This is a genomic window from Halobacteriovorax sp. DA5, assembly GCF_002903145.1.
Classification (GTDB): Bacteria; Bdellovibrionota; Bacteriovoracia; order Bacteriovoracales; family Bacteriovoracaceae; genus Halobacteriovorax_A.
The window spans coordinates 327,557-350,579 of sequence record NZ_PPDJ01000003.1; the positions used below are offsets into that span (position 1 = coordinate 327,557).

Genomic DNA, 23,023 nt, shown 5'->3' on the forward strand with positions numbered 1-23,023 from the left:
TTCTACTCCGAGTCTGATTCAAGAAAGTTTAGAACCTCTTGAAATACTGGTGGGGGAGGCTCTTCAAAGTAGAGCTTCTGTTTCGTAATTGGATGAACAAATCCAAGAATTTTTGCATGTAAAAATGGATGCTCGTAATCTTTGATAATGGCCTTAAGTCGATTATCAATTCTTAGAAGGTCATTCTTTGGAACACCGTAAAGTGGGTCCATTAGAATGGGAGCATTTAGTAGCTGGCTTAAGTGAACACGAATTTGATGTGTTCTTCCCGTTTCAAGCTTTAATTCAACATGGCTTAGATTTTGGTAATATTTTAGTACTTTAAAATTTGTAATAGAGTTCTTTCCACCTCGTACATCAACGGCCATCTTTAAGCGATTATTTGGATGACGTCCTATAGTTGATTCAAGTCTTCCTTCTGGTGGAATTTTAGTACTGACGCTTATGCATTGATAGTAGCGGTCAATATCGTGGGCCTGAAATAATTTTACAAGTTCTTCATGGCATTTCTGGTTTTTTGCAATCACCATAACACCACTTGTTCCTTTATCAAGTCGATGAACAATTCCTGGACGCTTTTCATCTCCAACACCTTGAATGTCTTTACAGTGATGAAGAATAGCGTTTACAAGAGTTCCGGTATAATTACCTGGGGCAGGGTGGGTAACCATGCCAACTGGTTTTACAACAATGGCAAGATGCTCATCTTCAAAGAGAATTTTTAAAGGAATATTTTCTGCTTTTGCTGTAGCCTCTCTTGGAGGAGGTATATCAATAGTAACTTCAGTACCTACTGGAGGCATTTTTTTTAATTCGATTTTATTATCAGAAGTAATGGAGCCTTTTTTAAAAAGCTCCTTAAGAAAACTACGAGACTGTTCAAGCTTACTCGCAAGAACTTGATCGAGCCTAGTAAACTCATCATGGTCTTCTTGGGTGATCGTAATAACAAACTTAGAATTTTGATCACTCATGACAGCTTAGTTGCCTTCTTTTAAAGCTTTAACTCTTTGTAGATAAGAGTTTGCAACTAAATCTGGATTAAGTTTTAGTACTTTCGCATATTGATAAACAAATCCTCTAACGTAAACGATAGCAGGCATCTTATCAACTTCTTCATTTTCAATATACTGTAGGAAAGTTTTCGATATTTTTGTCATATCAGACATACGACTTACATCTACTTTCTTGTATTCACGAACTTTCTTTAAGAATTCACCAGTATACTCACTACATTGCTCAATTTCTTTTTCAAATTCAGCATTTTGCTCGTATTCAAGTCCGTAGCGTTTTTTGGCAACGAGACGATTCATTTGATTCGTTACTTTTATTGTATTTTCATCAGCAGGCTTTGACGTTGGAATATAATTTGTATCATCTTCGATTACAATTCCACGAGCTTGATTGTATTTCTTTCTTTTCGTTGGATTGCTTAAAATATTGTAAGCTTCCTCGATAAGTTCAAGTACTTTATGTGCCTCTTCTTCTGATAGGAGAGAGTAAATGGCCAGACTATCTCCACTATAGGCTGCTCTTGCGGCCGCATATGCTTTTTGAATATCGTCTGCCGAAGCATTAGGTGCTACTTCTAATACTTCATAATAGTTCTTCTCTTTACTCATTTATTCCTCATTAATATATTAAACAATTTTCTTCGTTAGATTTAAGATTCTGTTGATTACGTGCTCAAAATTCTTTACTAGTGCAGAATTAGGAAACTCAAGAATAAGAGGTCTCTTCTTCTTCACACTTTGCCAAACTGTTGCATCGTACTCAAGAAAGCCAACGTAATCTAAGTTAATGCCAAAGTATTTCTTAGAAATAATTCTCATGGCAAAACCAATATCGATATCAGCTTGAGTTCGGGCCTGGTTAATAACTAGTTTCGGAGTAATTGCTTCAATTTCTCTTTTTAGTTTTAGACCTTGAGCTTCATTTATTTGCATGGCCTTTTCAATAATTTCAGATGGAGTGCGGTTTTCACCTACTTTTCCATTAAGAACTTTATCAATAAGTGGTCCAAGCTCTAGGAAGTCATCAACTGATTGCAGCTTGCGATGATATATTGACTTGATAAAACGATAAGTGTTTTCAATTGATGTTGGCTCTGGAAGAGTTACTAAGATTCCTTGGTCAGCTCCTAGGAAGAAGTCCAAAGTATTATTAGTTGTTCCCGCACCAAGATCCAGAAGTATATAGTCGGCATCAAGTTCACGAAGATCATTTAAAACTTTTGATTTATGAGCGGCTTTTAAATTGGCCATTCCTAGATTATCTTGAGCACCACTAATTAAACTTAAATTCTTAAGTGGAGTAGGAGTAATAAGATCAGAAAGTTTTGTATTTGGTTTTGTGAAATAATCACTTAAAGTTTTTGATGGAACATTTACGCCAAGACATGTGTGAAGGTTAGCACCTCCAAGATCCATATCAATGGCAATTACCTTCATTCCCATAAGGGCAAGGCAAATTGACAAGTTTGACGTAACAAGACTTTTACCTACGCCACCTTTTCCGCCACCAATGGCCCAGATTTTCTTGCCATTATTTGATGCACCTAGATATTGACCAGCATCTGCTAAATGTGAATTTGTACTATTATTCAAAATACGTCCTTGTATTACTTGCTTAACTTTCCATCATTATAGCCAAAATTAAAAAGCCTCGAAAAGGTCTTTATTTTATTTTTCTAAAATTATATATTGTTGTAATGGAAAGTATTTATAGATTCCCAAGTAAGTTTGAGCCGCACTTATTACGAAAGTTAGTTCATATTTTTGCAGGATTGGGAATTGCCTCAATTTATCTAATTTCAAATCTAGATTCATATAGGTTTTCAATTATTGTTCTTAGTGCAAGTGCCGTGTTTACTCTAATTGAAATTCTTCGATTGAAATTTGATGGAATTAATCAGGTATTCGTTAACTCTTGCCGAGGAATCTTAAGAGATACTGAGGTTAATGGATTTACAGGAACTCCTCTTTTTCTTTTGGGGATCGGGCTTTCATTCTTTCTCTTTGATGAACAAATTGCACTTTTAGCAACTCTGATTCTTTCATTAGCTGATCCGGCATCTTCATTTGTTGGAATTCGTTATGGGAAGAGAAAGGTTATGCAGGATCGTACTTTTGAAGGGTCTTATGCGTGTTTCCTGACAACATTTTTGATTGTTGCATTCTATGGCCTATTGTATTTTCCACTGAGTCTGAAAATTGTAATCTTTGCTTTTTTTACTGCAATTGCGACAGCTTTTGTTGAATTGTTATCAACTAAGATTGATGATAATTTTACACTTTCATTCTTTAGCGCATGCGCGATGGCCTTAATCAATATATTAGTGGCCCTTGTTTAATTGGCCTGCTTAAGCTGTAGCTTTTCACTAACAAACTCTTCAAAAGCTTGGGCCACGATTGGGTCCTCGTGATAGATGTGCTCATCAGTAATCAAAGAATTTAAAATCTTGATTTTATCATTGATATTATTTTGTTCTAAGAGAAGCTGTCTAATTTGACGACTCTTGATGATAAAGGTTGCCACGTAGTTAATAATTTGATCTGGCTTGTTAAGTGTTTCGATAAAATAGTCGCGATCCTGATCGTTGGGAATATTTGTTTCTAACCAGTTATAAAGGATGCTTTCAAGACGATAAAATTCATCAATATTACTCATCACACATTCATCATCCTTTAAAATAGTCACATTATACATTGGATATGGATTTGATTGAGTAGGGTAATTGACTTGGCATTTGCCAATACAGCGAACGAGTACTTTCAAAGTGTTCCCATCGACTCTCTCAATCATAAGAGGCTGTCCCATTCCAAAAACTTCACATGGATAAGCAAAGTATGTTTCGAAATCTTTTTCCATTGCCAATGAAATACCAACGGGATTTCCTGCACAAGTAGCTTCTTCAAAAATATCTTGAAAAATGTCATCAACGACATATAAAGGAAGAGATGTTCCCGGGAAAAATACTATATTGGGAAGAGTGATAACAGGAATTTCAATTCGTTCTGGAAAGTTTAAAGTCATGCTTTATCATAGCTTTTATAGGCTCTTGAAGCTTATTAAACCTTATTAATATTGGTAAATCTTCTTTGCTCATGCTGTAAAGTACGATAGCATATACTAATGATTCTAAAGCAAATTCCACATTTAGTTACCACTGTTTGGGGTGGTGAAAAGTTAAAAAAATATAAAGACCCTGAGGGGATATTTGAAGGTCCATTGGGCGAAACATGGGAAGTTTCAACTTTAGAAAATGGCCTATCTCTTTGTGAGAATGGCCAAAGCCTTGAAGAAGTTCTTGAAGGAAAAGTATTAACTTATTTAATTAAATTTATCGATACAAGCCAAAATTTATCGATACAAGTTCACCCTGATAATGAGTACGCTCATATTCATGAAGATGCGCTTGGAAAAGATGAATGTTGGTATATATTAGACGCCGAAGAAGATGCAGGGATTTATCTCGGTCTTAAAGAAGGTGTCACAAAAGAAAGACTACAAGAGGCCATCGAAAGTGGAGAAAATGTAAATGATCTCCTCAATTTCATAAATGTTCAAAAAGGTGATTTCTTTAATATTCCTGCTGGATCAATCCATGCCATTGGTGAAGGAGTAACTCTTGTCGAAGTTCAACAGAACTCGGGCGTTACCTATCGTGTTTGGGATTGGAACCGTATGGGTCTTGATGGTAAGCCTCGAGAACTTCATGTGAAGAAGGCCATGGATGTTATTAATTTTAATCCAAACGCTAATGTCGCGGAATATTTTCAATATAAGAATCTTGATAAGAGTGGACTACTAACAAGCAATAACTATTTTAATGCTAGAGTGAAAGTTCTAGGAGCAGGAGATGAGAGTGTTCTGTCGTTAAATGGTATAAGTTCAATTGTCGTTTTAGAAGGTACTTGTGAAATTGATGATACTGAAATTAAAGAGTATGGGTCTGCGGTAGTTAAGGATATTGAGTCCGCTATCTTGAAGGCAACAACGGACTCTAAGGTTTTAGTTGTAAAACAAGTTTAGATATTATTACAGCTCAGTGGGTAAGTTACTTCGTGCCCATTCTTTGTACGAATAGAAATATAAGTATTCATCTCATTTGAGTTCGTTACATCATCAAAATGAATTTGATATTTCTGGCCAGCAAGTTGGTAGTGCTTTGTTACAGAATTTCCAACTTTGTGAGTGCGTCCGATTAGGGCCTGTGCAGGAGTACGACCTTCTACTTGAATCTGATTTCCCTTTAGATTGAATTCAATATTCTTGCGCATAGTTGAACACTTAAAGTTGACTGCCGCGTGAGCAGAGGCCGTAAAGACTAGTGAAAGTGTAATTAGGCTAAGTAGTTTCATATTCCCTCCAAGATTTAGACAATCTATTAAGAGCAGGAATGATGCCAAGTAATTATTTGTGATATCAGTATGTTAGGTGTCCTAAGAAGGTAAAATGATTTTGCAACTGTCTAAAACTTATTCAAAATCCTTAAGGTAATACTCTGCTAAGTCCTCGTCAGATACCTCTTCATTCAAATCTTGCTTTCTAAGTTCTAGAGGAATATTGCTCGAGTCATCATCAGCTTTTTCGTTAAAGCCAAAAGGGCAATGAAGACAGCCACTTTCACAGCAGTAGCCACGACGTAAGTGGAATTCTTTTGTAAAAACAGTATTACCGTCTTCATTAATATAGAAATCTTTTTTGGAATCGTCGTGAGAGTTTGTCATAGGCTCTAAAAAAGTAAGGCCCCTAATTCAGGGGGCCTAAAGTGTGTGTGGTGTTTTGCAAAACGGTCACTCTTATATCTAATAAAATTTATTACATCAAGGAAATTTTCAAATTTGATCACTATAATGCAACACGCATTTAGATTCCGTATTGTAAGTAGCTAAAAATTAAAATACAATAAAATCTAGACTAAATTTATTAATAGTAACAAATGGAGCTGTCCTGTGACTAAACCTTGGCTTAAGCACTACCAAAATGGTGTTGCTGAAGAAATTAATCCTGAATTATATCCTTCAATTCCAGCATTATTAGATGAGAGTTTTACTAAATTTGCTAATAAGCCATCCTTCCATTGCATGGGAAAGACTCTAACTTATAAAGAGATTGATCATCTTTCAAAGAAATTTGCTTCTTATCTTCAAAATGATCTTGGGCTTAAAAAAGGTGACCGTGTCGCTATTATGATGCCTAATATTCTTCAATACCCTGTTGCTCTTTTTGGTATTCTTCGTGCAGGTATGGTTTGTGTAAACGTAAACCCTCTTTATACTGCTAGAGAACTTGAGCACCAATTAACGGATTCACAATCAAAAGTAATTATCATTTTTGAAAACTCAGCTTCTGTTCTTGCTGAAGTTGTAAAGAATACGCCAATTGAGCACGTACTTGTGACTCAAATTGGTGATATGCTTAAATTTCCAAAGTCACTACTTGTAAACTTTGTTATTAAGCATGTTAAGAAGATGGTTCCTTCATGGGATCTTCCTGGCGCTAAGTCATTTCTTGAGGCACTTGATAAAGGTGATGAGTCAAAATTTAAAAAGCCAGAAATTAATAGTTCTGATCTTGCTTTCCTACAGTATACAGGTGGGACAACAGGTGTTTCTAAAGGTGCAGAACTTATCCACCGTAACATCGTTGCAAACCTACTGCAGGCAGGCGAGTGGATTTCACCAGTTGTAAAAGAAGGTGAAGAAATTATCATTACTCCTCTTCCGCTTTATCATATCTTCTCACTTACAGCGAACTGTTTTACGTTCTCTAAAATTGGAGCACTAAACGTTCTAATTACTAACCCTAGAGATATTCCAGGATTTGTAAAAGAACTGAAGAAGTGGAAATTTACAGCATTTACTGGTGTAAACACACTATTTAACGGTCTTTTAAATAATGAAGACTTTAAATCAGTTGATTTTTCAAAGCTAAAATTAACTCTTGGTGGTGGAATGGCTGTACAACGTGCTGTTGCTGAAAGATGGAAAGAGGTAACAAAAACTCCATTAATTGAAGCCTATGGATTAACTGAAACATCTCCAGCTGCTTGTATCAACCCAATGGATCTTAAAGACTACAATGGAATGATTGGTATCCCTGTTTCATCAACTGATGTATGTATCAAAGATGATGATGGAAATACTCTGAACGCTGGTGAGGTAGGTGAGATCTGTATTAAAGGTCCACAAGTTATGAAGGGTTACTGGGGACGTCCTGAAGAGACGGCAAAAGTAATGACTCCTGATGGTTATTTTAAATCTGGTGATATTGGTGTGATGGATGAAGAAGGTTTCTTCAAAATTGTTGACCGTAAGAAAGATATGATTCTTGTTTCAGGATTTAATGTTTATCCAAATGAAATTGAAGAAATCGTAGTTACTCATCCTAAAGTTTTTGAATGTGCTGCAGTTGGTGTACCACATGAAAAATCAGGTGAGATCGTAAAACTATTTGTCGTAAAAAATGATCAGTCTCTAACTGAAGATGAGCTTCTAGCATTCTGTAAAGAAAACCTAACTGCTTATAAGAGACCAAAGATTATTGAATTTAGAACTGAGCTTCCTAAGTCAAATGTTGGGAAGATTCTAAGAAAAGATCTAAGAGGACAATAACCTCATTAAAATAAAAAGGGAGCTAATCAGCTCCCTTTTTTATAACTTTAAACTTTTTAATTGTCTGATTGTATCTTGATTATAAGTATTAATTCTCAACGTCGAATAAGCAGCTTCCTTCACAACAGCATCAACAAATTCTGGCTTTGTCGCTCCTGTTAATGCATCCGTCATATCAGTTGGATGTTTTACTTTTTTAAATACTTCAGGATTGATTCCAATAAGTAGGTGTAGGCGATTGATATCATCGACAGTCATTGGTTTGTGAAACTTTTTAGTTAATCCTGCCTTAGATTTCAGCTTTAGAAATTCATACTTCGTGTTGTAATAGAGTGTAAAGATCACAGGTAGACATGCACTATTACATCCTGTCGTCGTATTTACTTCTCTAATAAATCCAAGCTTTTTACCATTTTTATCATAAGCTATTTGAATCGTAGTATTTATGGGATTCTCACTAATCGTATCAGTAATACTGGTCTTCTTCAGGTCTTCTACACTTGGGAAGATCTCTTTGTGGAAACTAATATTATTTGCAAAAGAAAAGGAGAATGATAAAAAGAAAAGAAAAAATATCTTAAACATAGGCTCCTCAATGAGATTTTTGTTATTAGCGTTAATTCTTTTTCATTCTATGACTTTTGCCCAAAAAGTGCAACGTGACGTTAAGGCCTCAACAGGCCTCGATGAGGGACAATTCGTCATTGTTCCAGGTCCTTCTTATATGCCAAGCACTAAACTAGGACTCGATCTTATTGGGATGTATCTCTTTGATGCAAATAGCGGAAAGTATAAGAATAGTACAAAGACTGTGCCACCTTCTATTATAGGTGCTTATGGAAAGATTACGACAAATGGAACCGCAATGGGGGCTATTGGAACGAAGCTTCATCTCGGTGAAGATAAGTGGCGTATCACAGGTGGTTATCTTGAAGGAAATATATTAAGTCAGATGTTTCAAGCTGAACTTGAGCGATTCCTTGATACATCTAATAAGATTCGTGCTGTTATTGTTAATGTTAACTATCGAGTGTGGGGTGATCTCTTTATTGGTGGTGGGATCATCTGGAATGAGGTTATTTTTAAGGCCGATATAAATCCTGAGAATTATGCAACAAATACAGGTCTTAAATTTAATTTATTCTATGATACGAGAGATAATACATTTTCTCCAACTAAAGGCTTTTACTTAAATACACGAACGAATTTCTATCGAGAAAATCTTGGAGGAGATGATAATATCACTACGCTAGAGGCAACTTTCTCGCATTATATTTCTCTGGCAGAAAATACGAATCATTTGTTTTCATGGCTATTTGATTCAAGCTTTAATCTAGGTGACACAAATCCTAATTATAATTATAACTATGGTTCACGAGGACCGCGAGGTTACACTGGAAAAGTGTATGAAGGTGCTAATATGATACGCTTTGAAGGTGAGTATAAGCACTACTTCCAATCGATTATGGATGGAAAGTTTGGTCTAGCTGGATTTGTCGGAGTTGGTTTTACATTTGGAGGAGAGTCAAGAGTTGGAAACCAGATTCCATCAGACTTATTTGAAGCCGATCCACTTACACATATTGGGACAGGAATTCGTTACAAAATTCTACCTAAGCAAAATCTCAACTCGAGAGTCGACATCGCCTATGGCCGAGAAAAAGAATTTACGATGTATTTTGCCTTAAATGAGGCGATCTGATCGAATCACATGAAGTAGACACTATGTTCATTTTTTAGACACCATGTAATACTGTAAGTAGCCAAAATTATTGATCTTTTGTCCCAGTTAGTTGGCACTGTGATTGCACTATATAGGGCATGAAACTAAAAAAGCTAATCTCATTCATTATTATTTCTCTTTGTTCATTCCAAATGGCGTTTGCTCAGACGATCGAAAATGCTCGATCTGTTGCAAGTGTTTATGACCTAGAGGAAGTTCTTTCAGAGCTTAGTGAAATTAAAAAGAATCTTCGTGGAAATGTTTCAAGTGATCTTTCTGAAGAAGAGCTTGGTCAAATTGCACAAGGCTTTCAAGCACAAAGTGCTCAAGAATCAGAAGGTGAAGCTGAGTTTCAAACTGAATTTATTACTTTTCTTGATTCAATCAAGAAGAATTCTTGTGGTGTAAAAGATTATCAAGATGAGCAAAGAGCACAAGAAGCAAAGAAAACTTCTCGTGGAGAAAACCTTTTTTCAAGCATTGCTTCTGTTCTTGCTGAAGTTGAAGTTGATGCAAAACTAAATCGTACTCAAAATAGAAAAATCGATACTTACTCTAAGCAAGCATTAAATTACTTCACAAGAGCGAAGTCACTTAAGACAAAGATCGAAGACATTATTAATAACACAAATGAAGCTTATGCTGATAAAGAGCAGCTTCTACTTGCTTATAACGATTCAGTTGTTAAGGGCCTATATGATATTAAGGTTATCCTTTCTCCTTTTAGAAATGTGTCTGAAATCAAAATGGATCAAATTCTTCCAAAGTTAACGACTGACTTTATTGAAGAAGAAACTGAGCTTTATAATTTTCTTGTTCACGGTGAAATGAAAGATAAGATTTTCTTCACTGTAAATATTGATGGAAGTGATGTTGAACTAAAGCTTAATTCATTTTTAAATTCTAAAAGAGATGTTGTAACAGTCAATGAATCTCCAAGTGCAAAGAGTTATCTACGTGCTTTAAGAATTCTAACGATTCAAATGATGGCAACTCAAATTAAAAACTACGACCTAATGATCGAATCTGAAGAAGATAAGATCGTGATTCCTAAGAGCTGTCGTAGTGAAGTTAATGGTTCATGGCCACAACTTTTAGAACTAAAAGTTGATGAATCAGTTGCAAAAACTTACCTAGATAACCTTATTAATAACTCTGGCCTTTCATATGATGAATCTAACCTTGAGCTTATGAGCGTTAGAGAGGCTGAGCAACTTAATCCTTTAGCTGAAACAATGGTTGCTTCAACTACTGTTGAAAATTTTCTAAGAGCGGCAAAGGGAAAAGAAGCTACAAACTTCTATCAAAAATATTTGAAAGCAGGTTTTGATGAAGTTAATGCATACAATAAGTTTGTTGATATGAAGATGGGTGAGATCGCTCAAGCCTATAAGAAAAATATCTACTCTTATAAAAGAGGTACAAGAACGCAAACTTCTAAGCAAGTAACAACAAAAGATATTGGCCTTATCAATGATATTATTGGTGTTGTTCCAGAATCGAAGACTATTGAAGTTGATATTTACGAAGGTGACCAGAAGTATGTTGAAAATATTTATCCTTCAGCAATTAATGCTTCACCATACCTGGCTTCTAAAATGGCACAAGCTAGAACTGAGAATTTAGAAGATATTATTAGTGATTCAATTAAAAATGAATTAAAGAACAATAAAGTTGTAATTGAGTTTCCTTCTCTCTATTCTCAAGAGTCATACCGTAACTGGGGACTAAATACTCTTTATCATAAAGCTCTTGAGCTTCAAGATTCACAAGAGTTTAAGGTTGGTTCTCGTCACAATACAATGCTTTTTGGTTTTTGTTACAGAAATCCAGCTCAGATTTGTAAGGGACTTTCAAGAAAAGATAATGTTCTAAAGAGAGTTGTAAGCTATATTGACTCTTTAAAGATTGATGGAAAATTCATTCCTGTTGCACGCCTTGATCAATCAAAAGTTAAAGAGAGTTATGTTACTCTTGCTAAAGTATTTGATTACCTAAGAACTGGTCCAAAAGTATTTTCTGAGCTTGTAACAAATGAATATGATTACTTACTTGACCAAATGCAGGCCCTTAATCCTCTTGCAAAGGTACGATTAGGATACTTAGTTGCTCGTGAAGAGCTGCAAAATATCAGAGATGGGCAGGTTAAGACATATAAGAAAACTTCTCGTGGAATGAGAGTAGATTATAGCTATAAATGTTTTAATAATAATATGAAGGCTTATCTTGAAAACCTTGAAGAGGCAGCTGAAATTCTTAAAGTAAACCGTAGCATCAAACCTAACTTTCTAACGAATGAGTTAAAGAAAGATGAATATGCGAGACTTTGGAACACAATATTTGATGAGTTCAATAAAGACACGACTCAGATCATGACTGCTGAACTTAACTCTGGAAAAAAAGCATTTGAGTTAATTGACTCTTTATCAAATAAAGTAACTCTAGATCGTAATCAAATTGAAGATGCTGCCAATGAGACAATTGATGGCCGTCTTCTATATCAAACAACTGAGGATATCAACGAGCGCTTACAAGAAGAAGATGTAGAGAAAGTAGCATTCTTTAAAGAAATCTTAGCTGCTAAGTCACACAAAGAAAGATCAGCAATTTTTGATTCTCGTCCAGATAGTATTGATATCTTCGATGACTATGAATTAGTACATAACTTTCTAAAGTTAAATATGGATCTTAAGACTCCTGTATACAAAGAAATCTTAAAAAGATCTGCACTTAAGCGTCAGCAAGATACTTATAAGAAGCTTAATAAATTCTGTCAGATCGATGAAGATGATATCGATAGTTTAAAAGAAAACTTTTATGCAACAGTTAAGATCCAAGATCAACTAAATCAACTACTAGGTATCCCAGCTGTACCTAAAGAGTTAATGGATAGAATGGATGACTGGAATAGCGACGAGAAGTGGGCAATGTTTAATGGTGTATTTGGCTTCCTTTTAGGTATGGGTGCCGTACTTGCTGCAGGTTCATGTACACTTGTAACTGGTGGCCTATGCGGTCTTGCTATTGCAAGTGCTGGTGCAGTTGGATTTGGTATGCAAGCAAATGCCATTCGCTTAGAAACAAAAGTAAAATTTCGTGCCGATAGAAGTGAGGAATACGTAGGTGAGATGGCCGAGCTTGGTTACACAGATTCAAACTCAACTGAAAACGTAGCAAAAGGATGGATGGCCGTAGCATTTGAAGTCATTGGAACGATTTCAATGATCTCAATTCTTACTAGAAGTGTTTCAGTTGGTTCTAAGATCTTTAAAGAATCTCTAAAAGCAATTGTTAAGAATCGCTCTCAACTTGGTATTAAAGAAGCCTTAAAGCAGTCTGGTAAAGATGCTTCGGTTATCGTAAATGAGTCTGAGGTTGAATTTGCAAAGCTAGTTCTTGGTCTTAAGAAATATAGTGATGTATTTAAGAAAATGCTTTCATCAAAGTCGATGGATGATATTGCTCAAAATCTAAGAAATCTTGATCTTGATGAAGAATTTGTCGAGAAAACTCTTAAAAAAATGGACCGTATTGAAGCTAATTACACTGCTGGGAAGCTTTCTCAAGCAAGCTATAACAAAGCAATTAAGAATATTGTTGCAAGTGTTGAAGAAGCAATTACTCGTTCACATGGTGGAATCTACCGTTATACTAGTGATGTTGCTGTTAATTTAAATTACTCTCAAGTAGATGAAGCACTTGGAAGTACAGTTTCAAAGCTATTTAATGGAAGTCCATTAGAGCTTAGACACTATATGGGAAGTTATGTGAAGAGACTTAACTCTACAACTTTCAGTAACTCTTCTAAGGCAGCTCGCTCTAAGCTAAGAGTGAGAAAAGCAGACCAAGGTCACTACATGAGAGGGACAAATTGGATCGTTCGCGCTTGGAATGAAAACACTGCAAACCTTGCTAAGAATCGTCGCCAATTCTTAAAGATTTATGATGAATTACAAAGACTTCCTGAAGCAGAGCTTGCTGATTATATTGCAAAGAATGCTGATACTCTAACTGAGATTTTTGTAAAGATTCCTCTTAGAAAGAGAGACTTTCCATACATGCTAATTCAAGGTGCTCCTCACACTGGTGGATTCTTTGGAAAAAGACTACCTGTGATTTCAGCAGTAGGAGAGGGTGTTCTTATGAGAAAGATCTTTACTGCTCGTGCAAGACTTATTTCAGAAGTTGCTCGTCGCTCAGCACGTGAAACTTTAGGAATGAAGAAAGTTCTTATGGCCGAAACAGTAGGAGATATTTACCGTGGACTTGAAGTTTCAGTTCTTGAAGCTCTTCCTAAGATGAGTAAGAAGGAAGTTACTGAAGTTGAAACGATGATTGCTACTGTTAAAGAAAAGGCTATCTCTGGAATCGTTAGAAACCTAGAGAATGACCGCGCAGCTGTTAAATTCATGAATAAGTATAATGTAAGCTTTGATGGATTAACTCCAGAACAAACATTTAGTGAACTTAATAGAATTCTTTATTCTCCAAATGGAACAGTTGAGAACACTCTTTCACGCTATCTATGGGCAAGTGCAGATGTTGAAGGACTATTTAAGTCTCCAGAGTTTTCAGGATTAGCCTATAAAGTTATGAGAGATACAATGAAAAAAGAAAATATTGGAAGCTTACAACGCTACCTAAATGCTCTCAAAGTTCTAAAGATAAAGGACAATGGATCACTTGGTAGCGTCGAAATTTTTTAATTATTTAGAAAAACACTTAGTATCAGGATCTCTTAAATATTCAATTAATGCCAGCTTCTTTTGACGAGTTGCTGGTGTTCTCGCTTCATCAGCTTCTCTTTGAAGTACATCAAAGAATGCATCCATCGTACCTTTTTTAGTCTCTTTCATTTCATCAGAAGTTGCTTTAAGAAGACGAGTTAACTCCGTCATTTCTGCATCGCTGAATCCACTTGATAGAAACGAATAGAACTTATGTCCATTTGTATTGCTAAATAGGTCAACCTTTCCACCACTAACTGAAACATCTCTAATTGCAGAGATTAGATCTTTCTGCACTGGTGAGCCTACTTTTTCGGCAGTTAAGAAATATAGTAATGATTCTTCATCCGTTGCATTTAGCATTGGTGTACGGCTTGACCATTTTTGTGTCTTTACGGCAGAGTTTATCTGACGAGACATTTTTACTGGTGAGCTATAACGAGACATCACTTTAAAAATTCTTTGAGAATAATCATCTTTCATTTCAGATAAAACAAAGTTGAAACCAGCATCAGATAAATTTTTGTTCACACAAGGTGCACATGAAAGGATACCACTTTTGTTATACCCATAACGTTGTGATAGGTAGACAAAGTTATTGATAGCATTTTTGATTTCCTCTGGAGACGCGGAATCTTTTGTAAATACTTCTTCCATTCTCTGAAAACGGGCCTTGTCCTGCGATCCCGAAACCATCATCTTAAGGGTATTCATACTAAAGTCTTCTTTCTTTCCAGTGTGAGAAAGATCCTTCATTGCCAATTCAATATTATTCGCAACAACAGACCTCACTTCTTGGTCTGCGATTCCACTCTTAATCAAAAGCTCATCTAGGCCGTGACCTGCTGACTTAAATACACTGAATACCGAACCAAATGACAACTGGCTCGTAAGCATTAGGAATACTATTTTTGATGATAATTTCATTCAAACCCTCTTCTGATAATTTCTTAACTAAAATATCGGCTAATTTTGATCAAATATTTAGTAAGATGCTATGTGTCGGTGGGGAGAATCCTCAAAATACGAAGGAAATCAGGATGTTATGAAGATGAACAATCCTTGAATTAAGAGAATCGCTTGGGTACAATGACGCCTCACTTTGGGGAACGTATTATGGTAAACTTATTTAAGGTATTAGTTTTATCTACTTTTTTACTGCCAAATTTGGCCGTAGCAAGTATCGATGGAGCAACAGAATCTGAAATTGAAACCTGTCGTCGTCTAAGAACTTTCCTCGCTGGTGGCGTTGGTGAAGTTGAGTGCCAAACTGAATATCAAATCTATTCTAAATTCGTTGGAAACTATAATCGTCAAAGAGTTAAGAAAGAGTCCAAGCAAGTTCGCATTGGCGCTTTTAATTTATTTAAGCCAGGTGCAACTCAAACTGAATACAAAGATCACGAGTTAGTGGCAGAGATAATTAATCATTGGGATGTTGTTGCTGCTGTTGAGTTAACTTCAAATAATGGCCTTAGTAAAAGACACAATGATGCAATTGTTGAGTATTATACAAATCGTCTTGCTGAGCTTGAAACAACTAACACAGATGTAAATGCACTAACAACAAGAAATGAACTTGCTCTAATTCGCGAGCAATACGATTTTCCTGGATATATTCTTCTTTTAAAAGAGCTTCAGAAACTTGATTCTTCTTGGTCACTTGTTCTATCTGGTAAACAAGAGGGAAGTGAGAATGCTACAGTAAAGGAGCTAACAGGTTACTACTATAGAAGTAGTGTTGTTGAGCTAAAGAAGACGGATTACTGCAGCGATCGTTACGGCCGTAATGGTAAATTTGGTTGTCTTCCAGTTTTAGATGAAAAGACATTTGGACGTGATGTTGATGGTCTTTTTTCACGTAGGCCTTTTATCTCGACATTTGAATCAGGGGAGTTTGATTTCACTCTTCTTTCAACTCACGTCATTCACAATGCTCCATCAGATGAAGCACTTCAAAAGAAGATTTTGAATAATGTTTTTGGTGTTGATGACTATAAAGATATTGGTCCAGGTGTAACACAACTTAAATACGCTCGTTTTGCGGAAGTAAGACTAATGGCAGAATTTGTTGATTACCTAAGAAAGTCTTACTATGAGCAAGACTATATTATTTTAGGTGACTTTAATTTAGAAAGTTCAAATAATTACTGGGAAACCTTCTTCAAGGATTTCAATAATCTTGAAATTAGAATTGAGGGAGCAACTTCAATGGCCGTTGGTAAGAGTCTTTCTGATGGGACGATCACTCATGGGACAAAGAGTAACTATGACCACTTTCTATTTGATCCTAAAGAAACGACAAATTGCCAAGGTGATGGAGCTGCTAAAATCTTTAACTTCATTGAAGGTGATTTTTCTCGTCTAATTAATAGAAGATACCTAATTCGCTCAAATGCAATGTACTACTCAACAACAAGAGAAAAAGATATGTACCGTCTAAAAGCAGGCGGACGTGAAAAAGTTGAATCACTTGTTAGTAATTATGTACGTTCAATTGAAAATAAAATGACAGTTAAAAGCGGTCAGCTTGTTAAAAGATTTGATATCGAAGAAAGCAAGCAAGAGTTCTACGATCGCGTGATCGATTCTCAGTTATTTGATAAGACTTATTACAGCTATCTAAAAGAGGTAATAAGTGATCACTTACCAATCTACATGAATTGCTCAAATCAATACGACAACGACTAAATTTATCAGTGCTTAGGCATTGGTCGAATTTGGGGAACAACGAAATAGAAAGCCTCCGTATGGAGGCTTTTTTTATTATCTAAGTACTTAAAAATACATTGCTTTGGGCCGTATTTATCCTAAACGGCCTATGAAATATGTTCACAATAGAAGATATTTAGCCTTATTCGTTCTAAGATCAATTTATTAATCAACTTAATGAAAGGTTTTACTATGAGCAAAGCTAAAGAACTTATTTGTATGACAGCGCTACTAATGGGGCTGACTTCTTGTCAAAATGACAGTGCAACTATTGAGAAAGTAGTCGAGGCAAGTAGTAGTAATATCATCATCGGAAATGATGATCGAAGATCAACGATTGATAATTTAAATAAAACTTTCTATCGAAAAGTTGGCCAGTTAAGGTCTGATCTGAAGCTTGGAAACTCTGGAATTAAAAAAACTGCAACATGTAGCGCGACACTTATAAAAAATAAATTTGTTATTACAGCAGCTCACTGTGTATACCTCTCAGATACAAGTAACTTACTTAAGAATACATACTTTTATCCAGGGATCGATGGTGTCGATAATTTTGATAGCGGACGTTATCCAGTTGTTCGTGTCTATCATCCTGAACTTTATGATAATGAGAGTTTTTCTTCTTCTGAAGATATTGCAATACTTGAGCTTGGTGCTGGCAGTGATGGACAACACGCAGGGCAAAGGGTTGGAACACATGGCTACTGGGGAACAGAATCATTCCCAAATGGTGAAACACTAACAATCGGCTATCCAGGAGATAAGCCGAGTGCAAAACAATTTTATGAAACAGGTTGTGATATCACTAATAGTAATTATAACCATCTTTCTTTAAATGTAGAATGTGATGTTTTTAAAGGACAAAGTGGTTCTCCAATTTTTGTCTACAACTCACAATACGATAATTTCTTTATTCATGGTGTAATCACTAGTGAGAGTCCTAGAATGAACTTTGGAAGTTTCCTATCTAAAGAAAGACAAAAAATCATTAATACAATTTTTGATGGAAGCTTTTCGACGAGTAATGAATTTGAAGAAAAGTGGATAACAAAGAAAATTGAACAGGATCTGCTAGTTCGCATCCTTGTTAAAAATACTTGTAAGAGTAATGAGGCGAGAGTCGCTTTAAATTATAAGAATATTGAAAATGAGTGGAATACAGTAGGCTTCTACACTGTTGGTGCAGGTGAAACAAAAGAGCTTGCAGTAAGTCCAAACGGAGTTTTCTACTTAGCTGCTAAGAACAGAAGCTGGAAGTCAATTATCAGCGGTTCTTACTCATTTGATTTACCAAATAGTGGAGTCCAGAAATTTAATAAGTATTCAACTCAAAAGTATGGGGACTACGTTGTAACAGTACCGTGTTACTAATATCGAGTGGCTTAAAGAACAAAGAAGTATGCCTTAGCACTAATAGCTATTGGCCTCAATAAAAAATACTTTTAATAGCATTTCATGTACCCTACAATAAATTAAGTTTTAATTTACTTAAGGGTTTATTTTGAGAAATCTTCTTTCTTTATGCTTACTTGTCTTAATTTTATCGTCATGCACAGAGAGTGACATCGTTGTAGGTGTAGATGTTAATCCTCTGGAGAGCCTCTCTGTTGAAGAAGCATTCTATGCTCAGGCCATAGGTACTTGTACAAATAATACTCGCCAGCATAGGGCCTTGATGTTTACTGGAATTCTTTCAAGAGAAATCGCGGGAGAGCGCTACGTGGCCGAGGTAAAGATTATTCTTGATCGGAATGCAAAGACCTATGACATGATCTATTCGGAATATCCATTTCCCGCCAATATAGATCAAACAAACTTTACAACTAGTTTATCAAGTACATATGAAGTTGTGGAAAATACTATTGCTTTAAATAACTTTGCTATTATTAAAGCAACTGTAGAGAATGATAAAATTTCTCCTCTTATGGAAATCACAAATGACATTCGAAGTATTATTGATACTAGAGCTATTGTAGGACGTGCGAAGTTCTATTCAGATGATGATATTGTTAATGAGTGCTTGTAGATTTTTCTTTTCGTTTTATTCTTCAACTTTCCCATTGCTCCAGAGGCAACAGTCAGCTCCGGCTCCTGCCTCTCGCTGACATACAATTCATCCTTAACATAAAAGCCTGCATAAACGCAGGCTTGTTGAATTTGTTTTCTAGCTAAAGTGTAGGGGAGCTATAACAGCGTCAAATCTTAGCTTCGCTAAGATGCCGCAGTTATTTTAATTCTACCTTAGGGAAAAGTGCTTCCGGCGGTTGAGGCGTATAAGTCGCCTTACCAAACTCCATTAACTCAGATCCATTTACGCTTGAACCAATATATTCAAGAGCAGTCTTTGTACAGTTTGGTAGGAAGGCCTGTAGCATATAAGATGCAGCTGCCATTCCGTAGAAACAGTTATAAGCGATTGGAGCAAATGCTGCTTCATCAGCCTTATGCTTCCAAGGCTCTTTGTCGTTAACGTAAACGTTGAGGCTAACGATTAGATCCCAAATAGCATCAATTGCTTTATTGTGCTCACGCTTTTCCATGAACTCTTTAGCGCGCTCAAAATATGGAAGAGCATCGATCTCTTGAGTTACACCTTCAGCGTTATAAACTTTATCTGGGAAGCTCTTAAGACCTAGCTTGATAACTCTCATTAGAAGGTTACCGTAGTCATTTGCAAGTTCACTATTGTGTTTATCTACTAACTCTTGCTCAGAGAATTTTCCATCTCCTGAAGAAGAAATATTCTTTAGCATATAGTAACGGAAAGTATCCGTTGGATATTTTTCAAGCATCTCAAATGGATCAACAACATTTCCAAGAGACTTACTCATTTTCTTTCCGTCTTCAGCAAGTACCATTCCGTGAACGTAAACTTGTTTTGGAAGAGGAAGATCAGAAGCCTTTAGCATACATGGCCAGATTACAGAGTGGAACCAAAGAATATCTTTTCCAATTACGTGCATATCTGCTGGCCAAAACTTTTCTCTCTGGTCTGTAGTAAGAGCAGAGTAGTAGTTAATTAAGGCATCAAACCAAGTATACATAACAAATTTGTCATGACCTGGAACTGGAACACCCCAGCCTTGGCTTGGACGAGAGATGGCAAGGTCTCTTAGATCGTCATTTTCAAGACGAGAGAGGATTTCTTTGTAGCGTGCAGTTGGCACGATAAAGTCTGGATTTGCTTTTAGGTGATCGATAATCCAGTTTTGGTATTCACTTAGCTTAAAGAAGAAACCTTCTTCTTCTTTTAGTTCAAGTGGCTTGTGGTGTTCTGGACAATTGCCATCTGGCGCTTGTGCTTCTGTATAAAAAGACTCACATGAAAGACAGTAATTACCAGAGTAGTGACCGTGATAAATCAGTCCTTTGCTTTCCAGGTTCTTCCATAGTTCAACACATGTATCAGCATGGCGCTTTTCAGTTGTTCTAATGAAATCATCGTATTGGATATTTGCTTTAGCACATAGCTCTTTGAAGATCTCAACATTGGCATTTACGAACTCAAGTGTATCAAGTCCAGCGGCTTTTGCTGATTCAATTAGTTTTTGTCCGTTCTCATCAGTTCCTGTTAGGTAGTGAACTTCTTTTCCAAGAAGTTTATACCAACGAGCGTATGAGTCAGTTACGATCTTCTCATAGGCATGGCCAATATGTGGACGCCCATTAGGGTAGTCAATTGCAGTCGTCGTATAAAATGTATTTTTCATAATTATCCTTTTACAACAATATTACAAATTCTACCTGGTACGTAGATTTCTTTTACAATAGTTCCTGTTAGGAATTTCGCAACTTTCTCATCAGCTTTCGCTTGAGCTAGAAAGTCTTCTTTTGAAATATCTGCTGGAACATCAATTGTTGATCTCGTCTTACCATTTACTTGGATGGCCATTGTAATGAGGTCATCTTTTGCAAGGTCAGCATCAAATACTGGCCAAGCTGCAAGTGAACAAGAAGTCGTCTCACCTAGGTTTGCCCACATCTCTTCAGCAGCGTGTGGTGCAAATGGAGAAAGAAGTCTTGTGAAGGCCTTAGCTGTCTCAACAGAAACCTTGCCAAGCTTGATAACTTCATTATTCATTACCATCATTGCTGAGATAGCTGTGTTAAAACGTAGGTTCTCAACATCTTCAGTAACTTTCTTAATTGTCTTATGTAGGTGCTTTAGAACGTCTTGGTTTGTTTCTTGACCTTCGTAAGTATTTTCTGGGTTACCGTAGAAAGTGAAAGACTTTCTTAGGAAGTTAAATACTCCTTTTACACCTTTCGTTTGCCATGGCTTAACTTTTTCAAGTGGCCCCATAAACATTTCATAAAGTCTTAGAGCATCGGCACCGTATTCAGCGATAATATCATCTGGGTTTACAGTGTTTCCTTTAGACTTACTCATCTTCTCACCGTGCTCATCTAGGATAAGACCTTGGTTGAAAAGTTTTTGGAATGGCTCTTTTGTTGAAACTAGTCCTAGATCAAAAAGAACCTTGTGCCAGAAACGAGCATAAAGTAAGTGTAGAACTGCGTGCTCAACACCACCAACATATAAATCTACTGGCATCCAGTATTCTTCTAATTGTTTATCCCATGCAACTTCAGAGTTTTGTGGATCGATGAAGCGTAGGTAGTACCAACAAGAACCTGCCCACTGAGGCATCGTGTTTGTTTCACGTCTTGCTTTCTTTCCTGTCTTTGGATCAGTTAGGTATAACCAGTCATCAATACGTGCAAGTGGAGATTCACCAGTTCCAGATGGCTCATATTTTTCAACTTCTGGAAGACCAACTGGAAGCTCATCTTCATCAAGGCATCTTACTGTTCCATCTTCAAATTTAAGAATTGGGAATGGTTCACCCCAGTATCTTTGACGAGAGAATAACCAGTCACGAAGTTTGTAGTTAATTTCTTTTTTTCCAATTCCTTCAGCTTCAAGGTGAGCGATTGCTTTTGCGATACCGTCTGCCTTATTAAGCCCATCAAGGAAACCTGAATTAATATGAGTTCCGTCACCTGTGAATGCAGCTTCATTTACATCGCCACCTTCAAGTACTGGAGTAATTTCTAGGTCGTACTTCTTAGCAAATTCCCAGTCTCTTTCATCGTGAGCAGGAACGGCCATGATCGCACCAGTTCCGTACGAGATTAGTACATAGTCTGCAATCCAAACTGGAATCTCTTTTCCATTAAGTGGGTTGATTGCATAGGCTCCAGTGAATACACCAGATTTATTTTTGTTTAAGTCTGTTCGATCAAGATCTGACTTAAGAGATGCTTCTTTAATATAAGCTTCTACTTCAGCTTTCTTCTCATCTGTCGTAATTTGAGCAACTAGGTCGTGTTCAGGAGCTAGAACCATATATGTTGCACCAAATAGAGTATCTGGACGAGTTGTGAAAACATCAATTTTCGAATCAACACCTTTTACAGAAAAAGAAACTTGGGCACCTTCAGAGCGTCCAATCCAATTTCTTTGCAGCTCTTTAAGAGACTCTGGCCAATCAAGATCATCAAGGTCTTCTAAAAGACGATCAGCGTATTCAGTGATTTTTAACATCCACTGCTTCATTGGCTTTCTGATTACAGGGTGTCCACCAACTTCAGATTTACCATCGATTACTTCTTCGTTAGCTAAAACTGTTTTTAGCTCTGGACACCAGTTAACAGAGATCTCGTCTTCAAATGCTAAACCTTTATTGTAAAGTTGAGTGAAGATCCATTGAGTCCACTTATAGTAGTCAATACTTGATGTTGCGATCTCACGATCCCAATCATAAGAAAATCCACAGGCCTTTAGTTGTCTTGTGAAATTTCCAATATTTTCTTTTGTGATCACACTTGGGTGTGTTCCAGTTTTGATTGCATAGTTTTCTGCAGGAAGCCCAAAAGAATCCCATCCCATTGGATGAAGAACATTATGTCCGTTCATTCTCTTGAAACGTGCAAGAATATCTGTTGCTGTATAACCTTCAACGTGACCTACGTGAAGTCCTGCTCCAGAAGGGTATGGAAACATGTCCAATACATAGTATTTAGGTTTTGATTTGTCTGTTGAGTCTGTTCTAAAAGTTTTGTTGTCGTCCCAAAACTTCTGCCATTTTGGTTCAATTTCACCAAAGTTGTACTGCATTAAAAGCTCCTGAATTTACTAGTAAAATATCAGGCCGAATTATAAACCCTATAATGTAGATCGTCTATTATGTGTGTCGCGTTAACTTGGGGATGCCCCGCTAAAGGAATTGCCAAAATAA

At 36.4% G+C, this 23,023-nt stretch carries 18 protein-coding genes; 8 read left to right on the plus strand and 10 right to left on the minus strand.

Annotated elements, in window-relative coordinates; translation table 11 throughout:
- Positions 1-2 precede the first annotated feature (2 nt).
- The 3 genes from C0Z22_RS08250 to C0Z22_RS08260 are packed head-to-tail and all read right to left on the minus strand — an operon-like array spanning position 3 to position 2,606.
- The gene (locus C0Z22_RS08250) at positions 3-974 is read right to left on the minus strand and encodes an RluA family pseudouridine synthase (protein WP_103217883.1); all 972 of its coding nucleotides are present in this window, start codon (positions 972-974) and stop codon (positions 3-5) included.
- Positions 975-980: 6 nt separating this feature from the next.
- Entirely contained in the window at positions 981-1,622 is a 642-nt protein-coding gene (locus C0Z22_RS08255; RefSeq protein ID WP_103217884.1) for a helix-turn-helix transcriptional regulator, read from the minus strand.
- 18 nt (positions 1,623-1,640) lie between these two features.
- Positions 1,641-2,606 carry a P-loop NTPase gene (locus tag C0Z22_RS08260; RefSeq protein ID WP_158246858.1) on the minus strand — a complete coding sequence of 322 codons (966 nt, stop codon included), beginning with the start codon at positions 2,604-2,606 and terminating at the stop codon, positions 1,641-1,643.
- Positions 2,607-2,710: 104 nt separating this feature from the next.
- On the opposite strand from C0Z22_RS08260, the gene C0Z22_RS08265 reads away from it, so the two are divergent.
- A complete protein-coding gene (locus C0Z22_RS08265) occupies positions 2,711-3,352 on the plus strand; it encodes a diacylglycerol/polyprenol kinase family protein (RefSeq protein WP_103217886.1) in 642 nt (213 codons plus the stop codon).
- Here C0Z22_RS08265 and C0Z22_RS08270 read toward each other — a convergent pair.
- On the minus strand, positions 3,349-4,035 hold the full coding sequence (locus tag C0Z22_RS08270; RefSeq protein ID WP_103217887.1) for an LON peptidase substrate-binding domain-containing protein: 687 nt from the start codon (positions 4,033-4,035) through the stop codon (positions 3,349-3,351). The genes C0Z22_RS08265 and C0Z22_RS08270 overlap by 4 nt on opposite strands.
- Positions 4,036-4,134: 99 nt before the next feature.
- Here C0Z22_RS08270 and C0Z22_RS08275 point away from each other — a divergent pair, with 99 nt between their 5' ends.
- Positions 4,135-5,034: a type I phosphomannose isomerase catalytic subunit gene (locus tag C0Z22_RS08275; RefSeq protein ID WP_103217888.1), complete on the plus strand. Its 900-nt coding sequence runs from the start codon at positions 4,135-4,137 to the stop codon at positions 5,032-5,034.
- On the opposite strand, the gene C0Z22_RS08280 is transcribed toward C0Z22_RS08275, so the two are convergent.
- Together C0Z22_RS08280 and C0Z22_RS08285 are read right to left on the minus strand one after the other, a co-directional pair.
- On the minus strand, positions 5,031-5,363 hold the full coding sequence (locus C0Z22_RS08280; RefSeq protein WP_103217889.1) for a hypothetical protein: 333 nt from the start codon (positions 5,361-5,363) through the stop codon (positions 5,031-5,033). The genes C0Z22_RS08275 and C0Z22_RS08280 overlap by 4 nt on opposite strands.
- Positions 5,364-5,480: 117 nt before the next feature.
- The gene (locus C0Z22_RS08285; protein WP_103217890.1) at positions 5,481-5,732 is read right to left on the minus strand and encodes a DUF5522 domain-containing protein; all 252 of its coding nucleotides are present in this window, start codon (positions 5,730-5,732) and stop codon (positions 5,481-5,483) included.
- Positions 5,733-5,957: 225 nt separating this feature from the next.
- Between C0Z22_RS08285 and C0Z22_RS08290 the strand changes: the two genes are divergently transcribed.
- Positions 5,958-7,619, plus strand: coding sequence for a long-chain-fatty-acid--CoA ligase (locus tag C0Z22_RS08290; protein WP_103217891.1), 1,662 nt, complete (start codon positions 5,958-5,960; stop codon positions 7,617-7,619).
- 39 nt (positions 7,620-7,658) lie between these two features.
- Here the strand turns inward: C0Z22_RS08290 and C0Z22_RS16015 are convergent, their stop codons facing one another.
- Positions 7,659-8,204 (minus strand): hypothetical protein, encoded by a 546-nt coding sequence (locus tag C0Z22_RS16015; protein ID WP_103217892.1) that lies wholly within the window; start codon positions 8,202-8,204, stop codon positions 7,659-7,661.
- A gap of 10 nt (positions 8,205-8,214) precedes the next feature.
- On the opposite strand from C0Z22_RS16015, the gene C0Z22_RS08300 reads away from it, so the two are divergent.
- Together C0Z22_RS08300 and C0Z22_RS08305 are read left to right on the plus strand one after the other, a co-directional pair.
- Positions 8,215-9,321, plus strand: coding sequence for a BamA/TamA family outer membrane protein (locus tag C0Z22_RS08300; protein WP_158246859.1), 1,107 nt, complete (start codon positions 8,215-8,217; stop codon positions 9,319-9,321).
- A gap of 119 nt (positions 9,322-9,440) precedes the next feature.
- Positions 9,441-14,048, plus strand: a complete 4,608-nt coding sequence (locus C0Z22_RS08305) for a hypothetical protein (protein WP_103217894.1) — start codon at positions 9,441-9,443, stop codon at positions 14,046-14,048.
- Here C0Z22_RS08305 and C0Z22_RS08310 read toward each other — a convergent pair whose 3' ends face one another.
- On the minus strand, positions 14,049-14,996 hold the full coding sequence (locus tag C0Z22_RS08310) for a hypothetical protein (protein WP_103217895.1): 948 nt from the start codon (positions 14,994-14,996) through the stop codon (positions 14,049-14,051). It abuts the gene before it with no gap.
- A 189-nt stretch (positions 14,997-15,185) separates the two neighbouring features.
- Between C0Z22_RS08310 and C0Z22_RS08315 the strand changes: the two genes are divergently transcribed.
- The 3 genes from C0Z22_RS08315 to C0Z22_RS08325 all read left to right on the plus strand — a co-directional run bounded on the left by C0Z22_RS08315 (position 15,186) and on the right by C0Z22_RS08325 (position 18,807).
- A complete protein-coding gene (locus C0Z22_RS08315; protein ID WP_146037844.1) occupies positions 15,186-16,760 on the plus strand; it encodes a hypothetical protein in 1,575 nt (524 codons plus the stop codon).
- A gap of 213 nt (positions 16,761-16,973) precedes the next feature.
- Positions 16,974-18,152: a serine protease gene (locus tag C0Z22_RS08320; RefSeq protein WP_158246860.1), complete on the plus strand. Its 1,179-nt coding sequence runs from the start codon at positions 16,974-16,976 to the stop codon at positions 18,150-18,152.
- 130 nt (positions 18,153-18,282) lie between these two features.
- Entirely contained in the window at positions 18,283-18,807 is a 525-nt protein-coding gene (locus tag C0Z22_RS08325) for a hypothetical protein (RefSeq protein ID WP_103217898.1), read from the plus strand.
- Positions 18,808-19,006: 199 nt separating this feature from the next.
- On the opposite strand, the gene metG is transcribed toward C0Z22_RS08325, so the two are convergent.
- The gene (gene metG / locus C0Z22_RS08330) at positions 19,007-20,491 is read right to left on the minus strand and encodes a methionine--tRNA ligase (protein WP_103217899.1); all 1,485 of its coding nucleotides are present in this window, start codon (positions 20,489-20,491) and stop codon (positions 19,007-19,009) included.
- 2 nt (positions 20,492-20,493) lie between these two features.
- Complete coding sequence (gene leuS / locus C0Z22_RS08335) at positions 20,494-22,902, minus strand: leucine--tRNA ligase (RefSeq protein ID WP_103217900.1); 2,409 nt, start codon at positions 22,900-22,902, stop codon at positions 20,494-20,496.
- Positions 22,903-23,023: the final 121 nt, after the last annotated feature.

What these genes read in the sequence shown, in the direction of transcription:
- C0Z22_RS08255 (WP_103217884.1), bottom strand. Translation starts at nt 1,622, where the DNA reads ATGAGTAAAGAGAAGAACTATTATGAAGTATTAGAAGTAGCACCTAAT.
- C0Z22_RS08265 (WP_103217886.1), top strand. Translation starts at nt 2,711, where the DNA reads ATGGAAAGTATTTATAGATTCCCAAGTAAGTTTGAGCCGCACTTATTA.
- C0Z22_RS08315 (WP_146037844.1), top strand. Translation starts at nt 15,186, where the DNA reads ATGGTAAACTTATTTAAGGTATTAGTTTTATCTACTTTTTTACTGCCA.
- C0Z22_RS08280 (WP_103217889.1), bottom strand. Translation starts at nt 5,363, where the DNA reads ATGAAACTACTTAGCCTAATTACACTTTCACTAGTCTTTACGGCCTCT.
- C0Z22_RS08275 (WP_103217888.1), top strand. Translation starts at nt 4,135, where the DNA reads ATGATTCTAAAGCAAATTCCACATTTAGTTACCACTGTTTGGGGTGGT.
- C0Z22_RS08250 (WP_103217883.1), bottom strand. Translation starts at nt 974, where the DNA reads ATGAGTGATCAAAATTCTAAGTTTGTTATTACGATCACCCAAGAAGAC.
- C0Z22_RS08305 (WP_103217894.1), top strand. Translation starts at nt 9,441, where the DNA reads ATGAAACTAAAAAAGCTAATCTCATTCATTATTATTTCTCTTTGTTCA.
- C0Z22_RS16015 (WP_103217892.1), bottom strand. Translation starts at nt 8,204, where the DNA reads ATGTTTAAGATATTTTTTCTTTTCTTTTTATCATTCTCCTTTTCTTTT.
- C0Z22_RS08270 (WP_103217887.1), bottom strand. Translation starts at nt 4,035, where the DNA reads ATGACTTTAAACTTTCCAGAACGAATTGAAATTCCTGTTATCACTCTT.
- leuS (WP_103217900.1), bottom strand. Translation starts at nt 22,902, where the DNA reads ATGCAGTACAACTTTGGTGAAATTGAACCAAAATGGCAGAAGTTTTGG.
- C0Z22_RS08285 (WP_103217890.1), bottom strand. Translation starts at nt 5,732, where the DNA reads ATGACAAACTCTCACGACGATTCCAAAAAAGATTTCTATATTAATGAA.
- C0Z22_RS08320 (WP_158246860.1), top strand. Translation starts at nt 16,974, where the DNA reads ATGAGCAAAGCTAAAGAACTTATTTGTATGACAGCGCTACTAATGGGG.
- C0Z22_RS08300 (WP_158246859.1), top strand. Translation starts at nt 8,215, where the DNA reads ATGAGATTTTTGTTATTAGCGTTAATTCTTTTTCATTCTATGACTTTT.
- C0Z22_RS08310 (WP_103217895.1), bottom strand. Translation starts at nt 14,996, where the DNA reads ATGAAATTATCATCAAAAATAGTATTCCTAATGCTTACGAGCCAGTTG.
- metG (WP_103217899.1), bottom strand. Translation starts at nt 20,491, where the DNA reads ATGAAAAATACATTTTATACGACGACTGCAATTGACTACCCTAATGGG.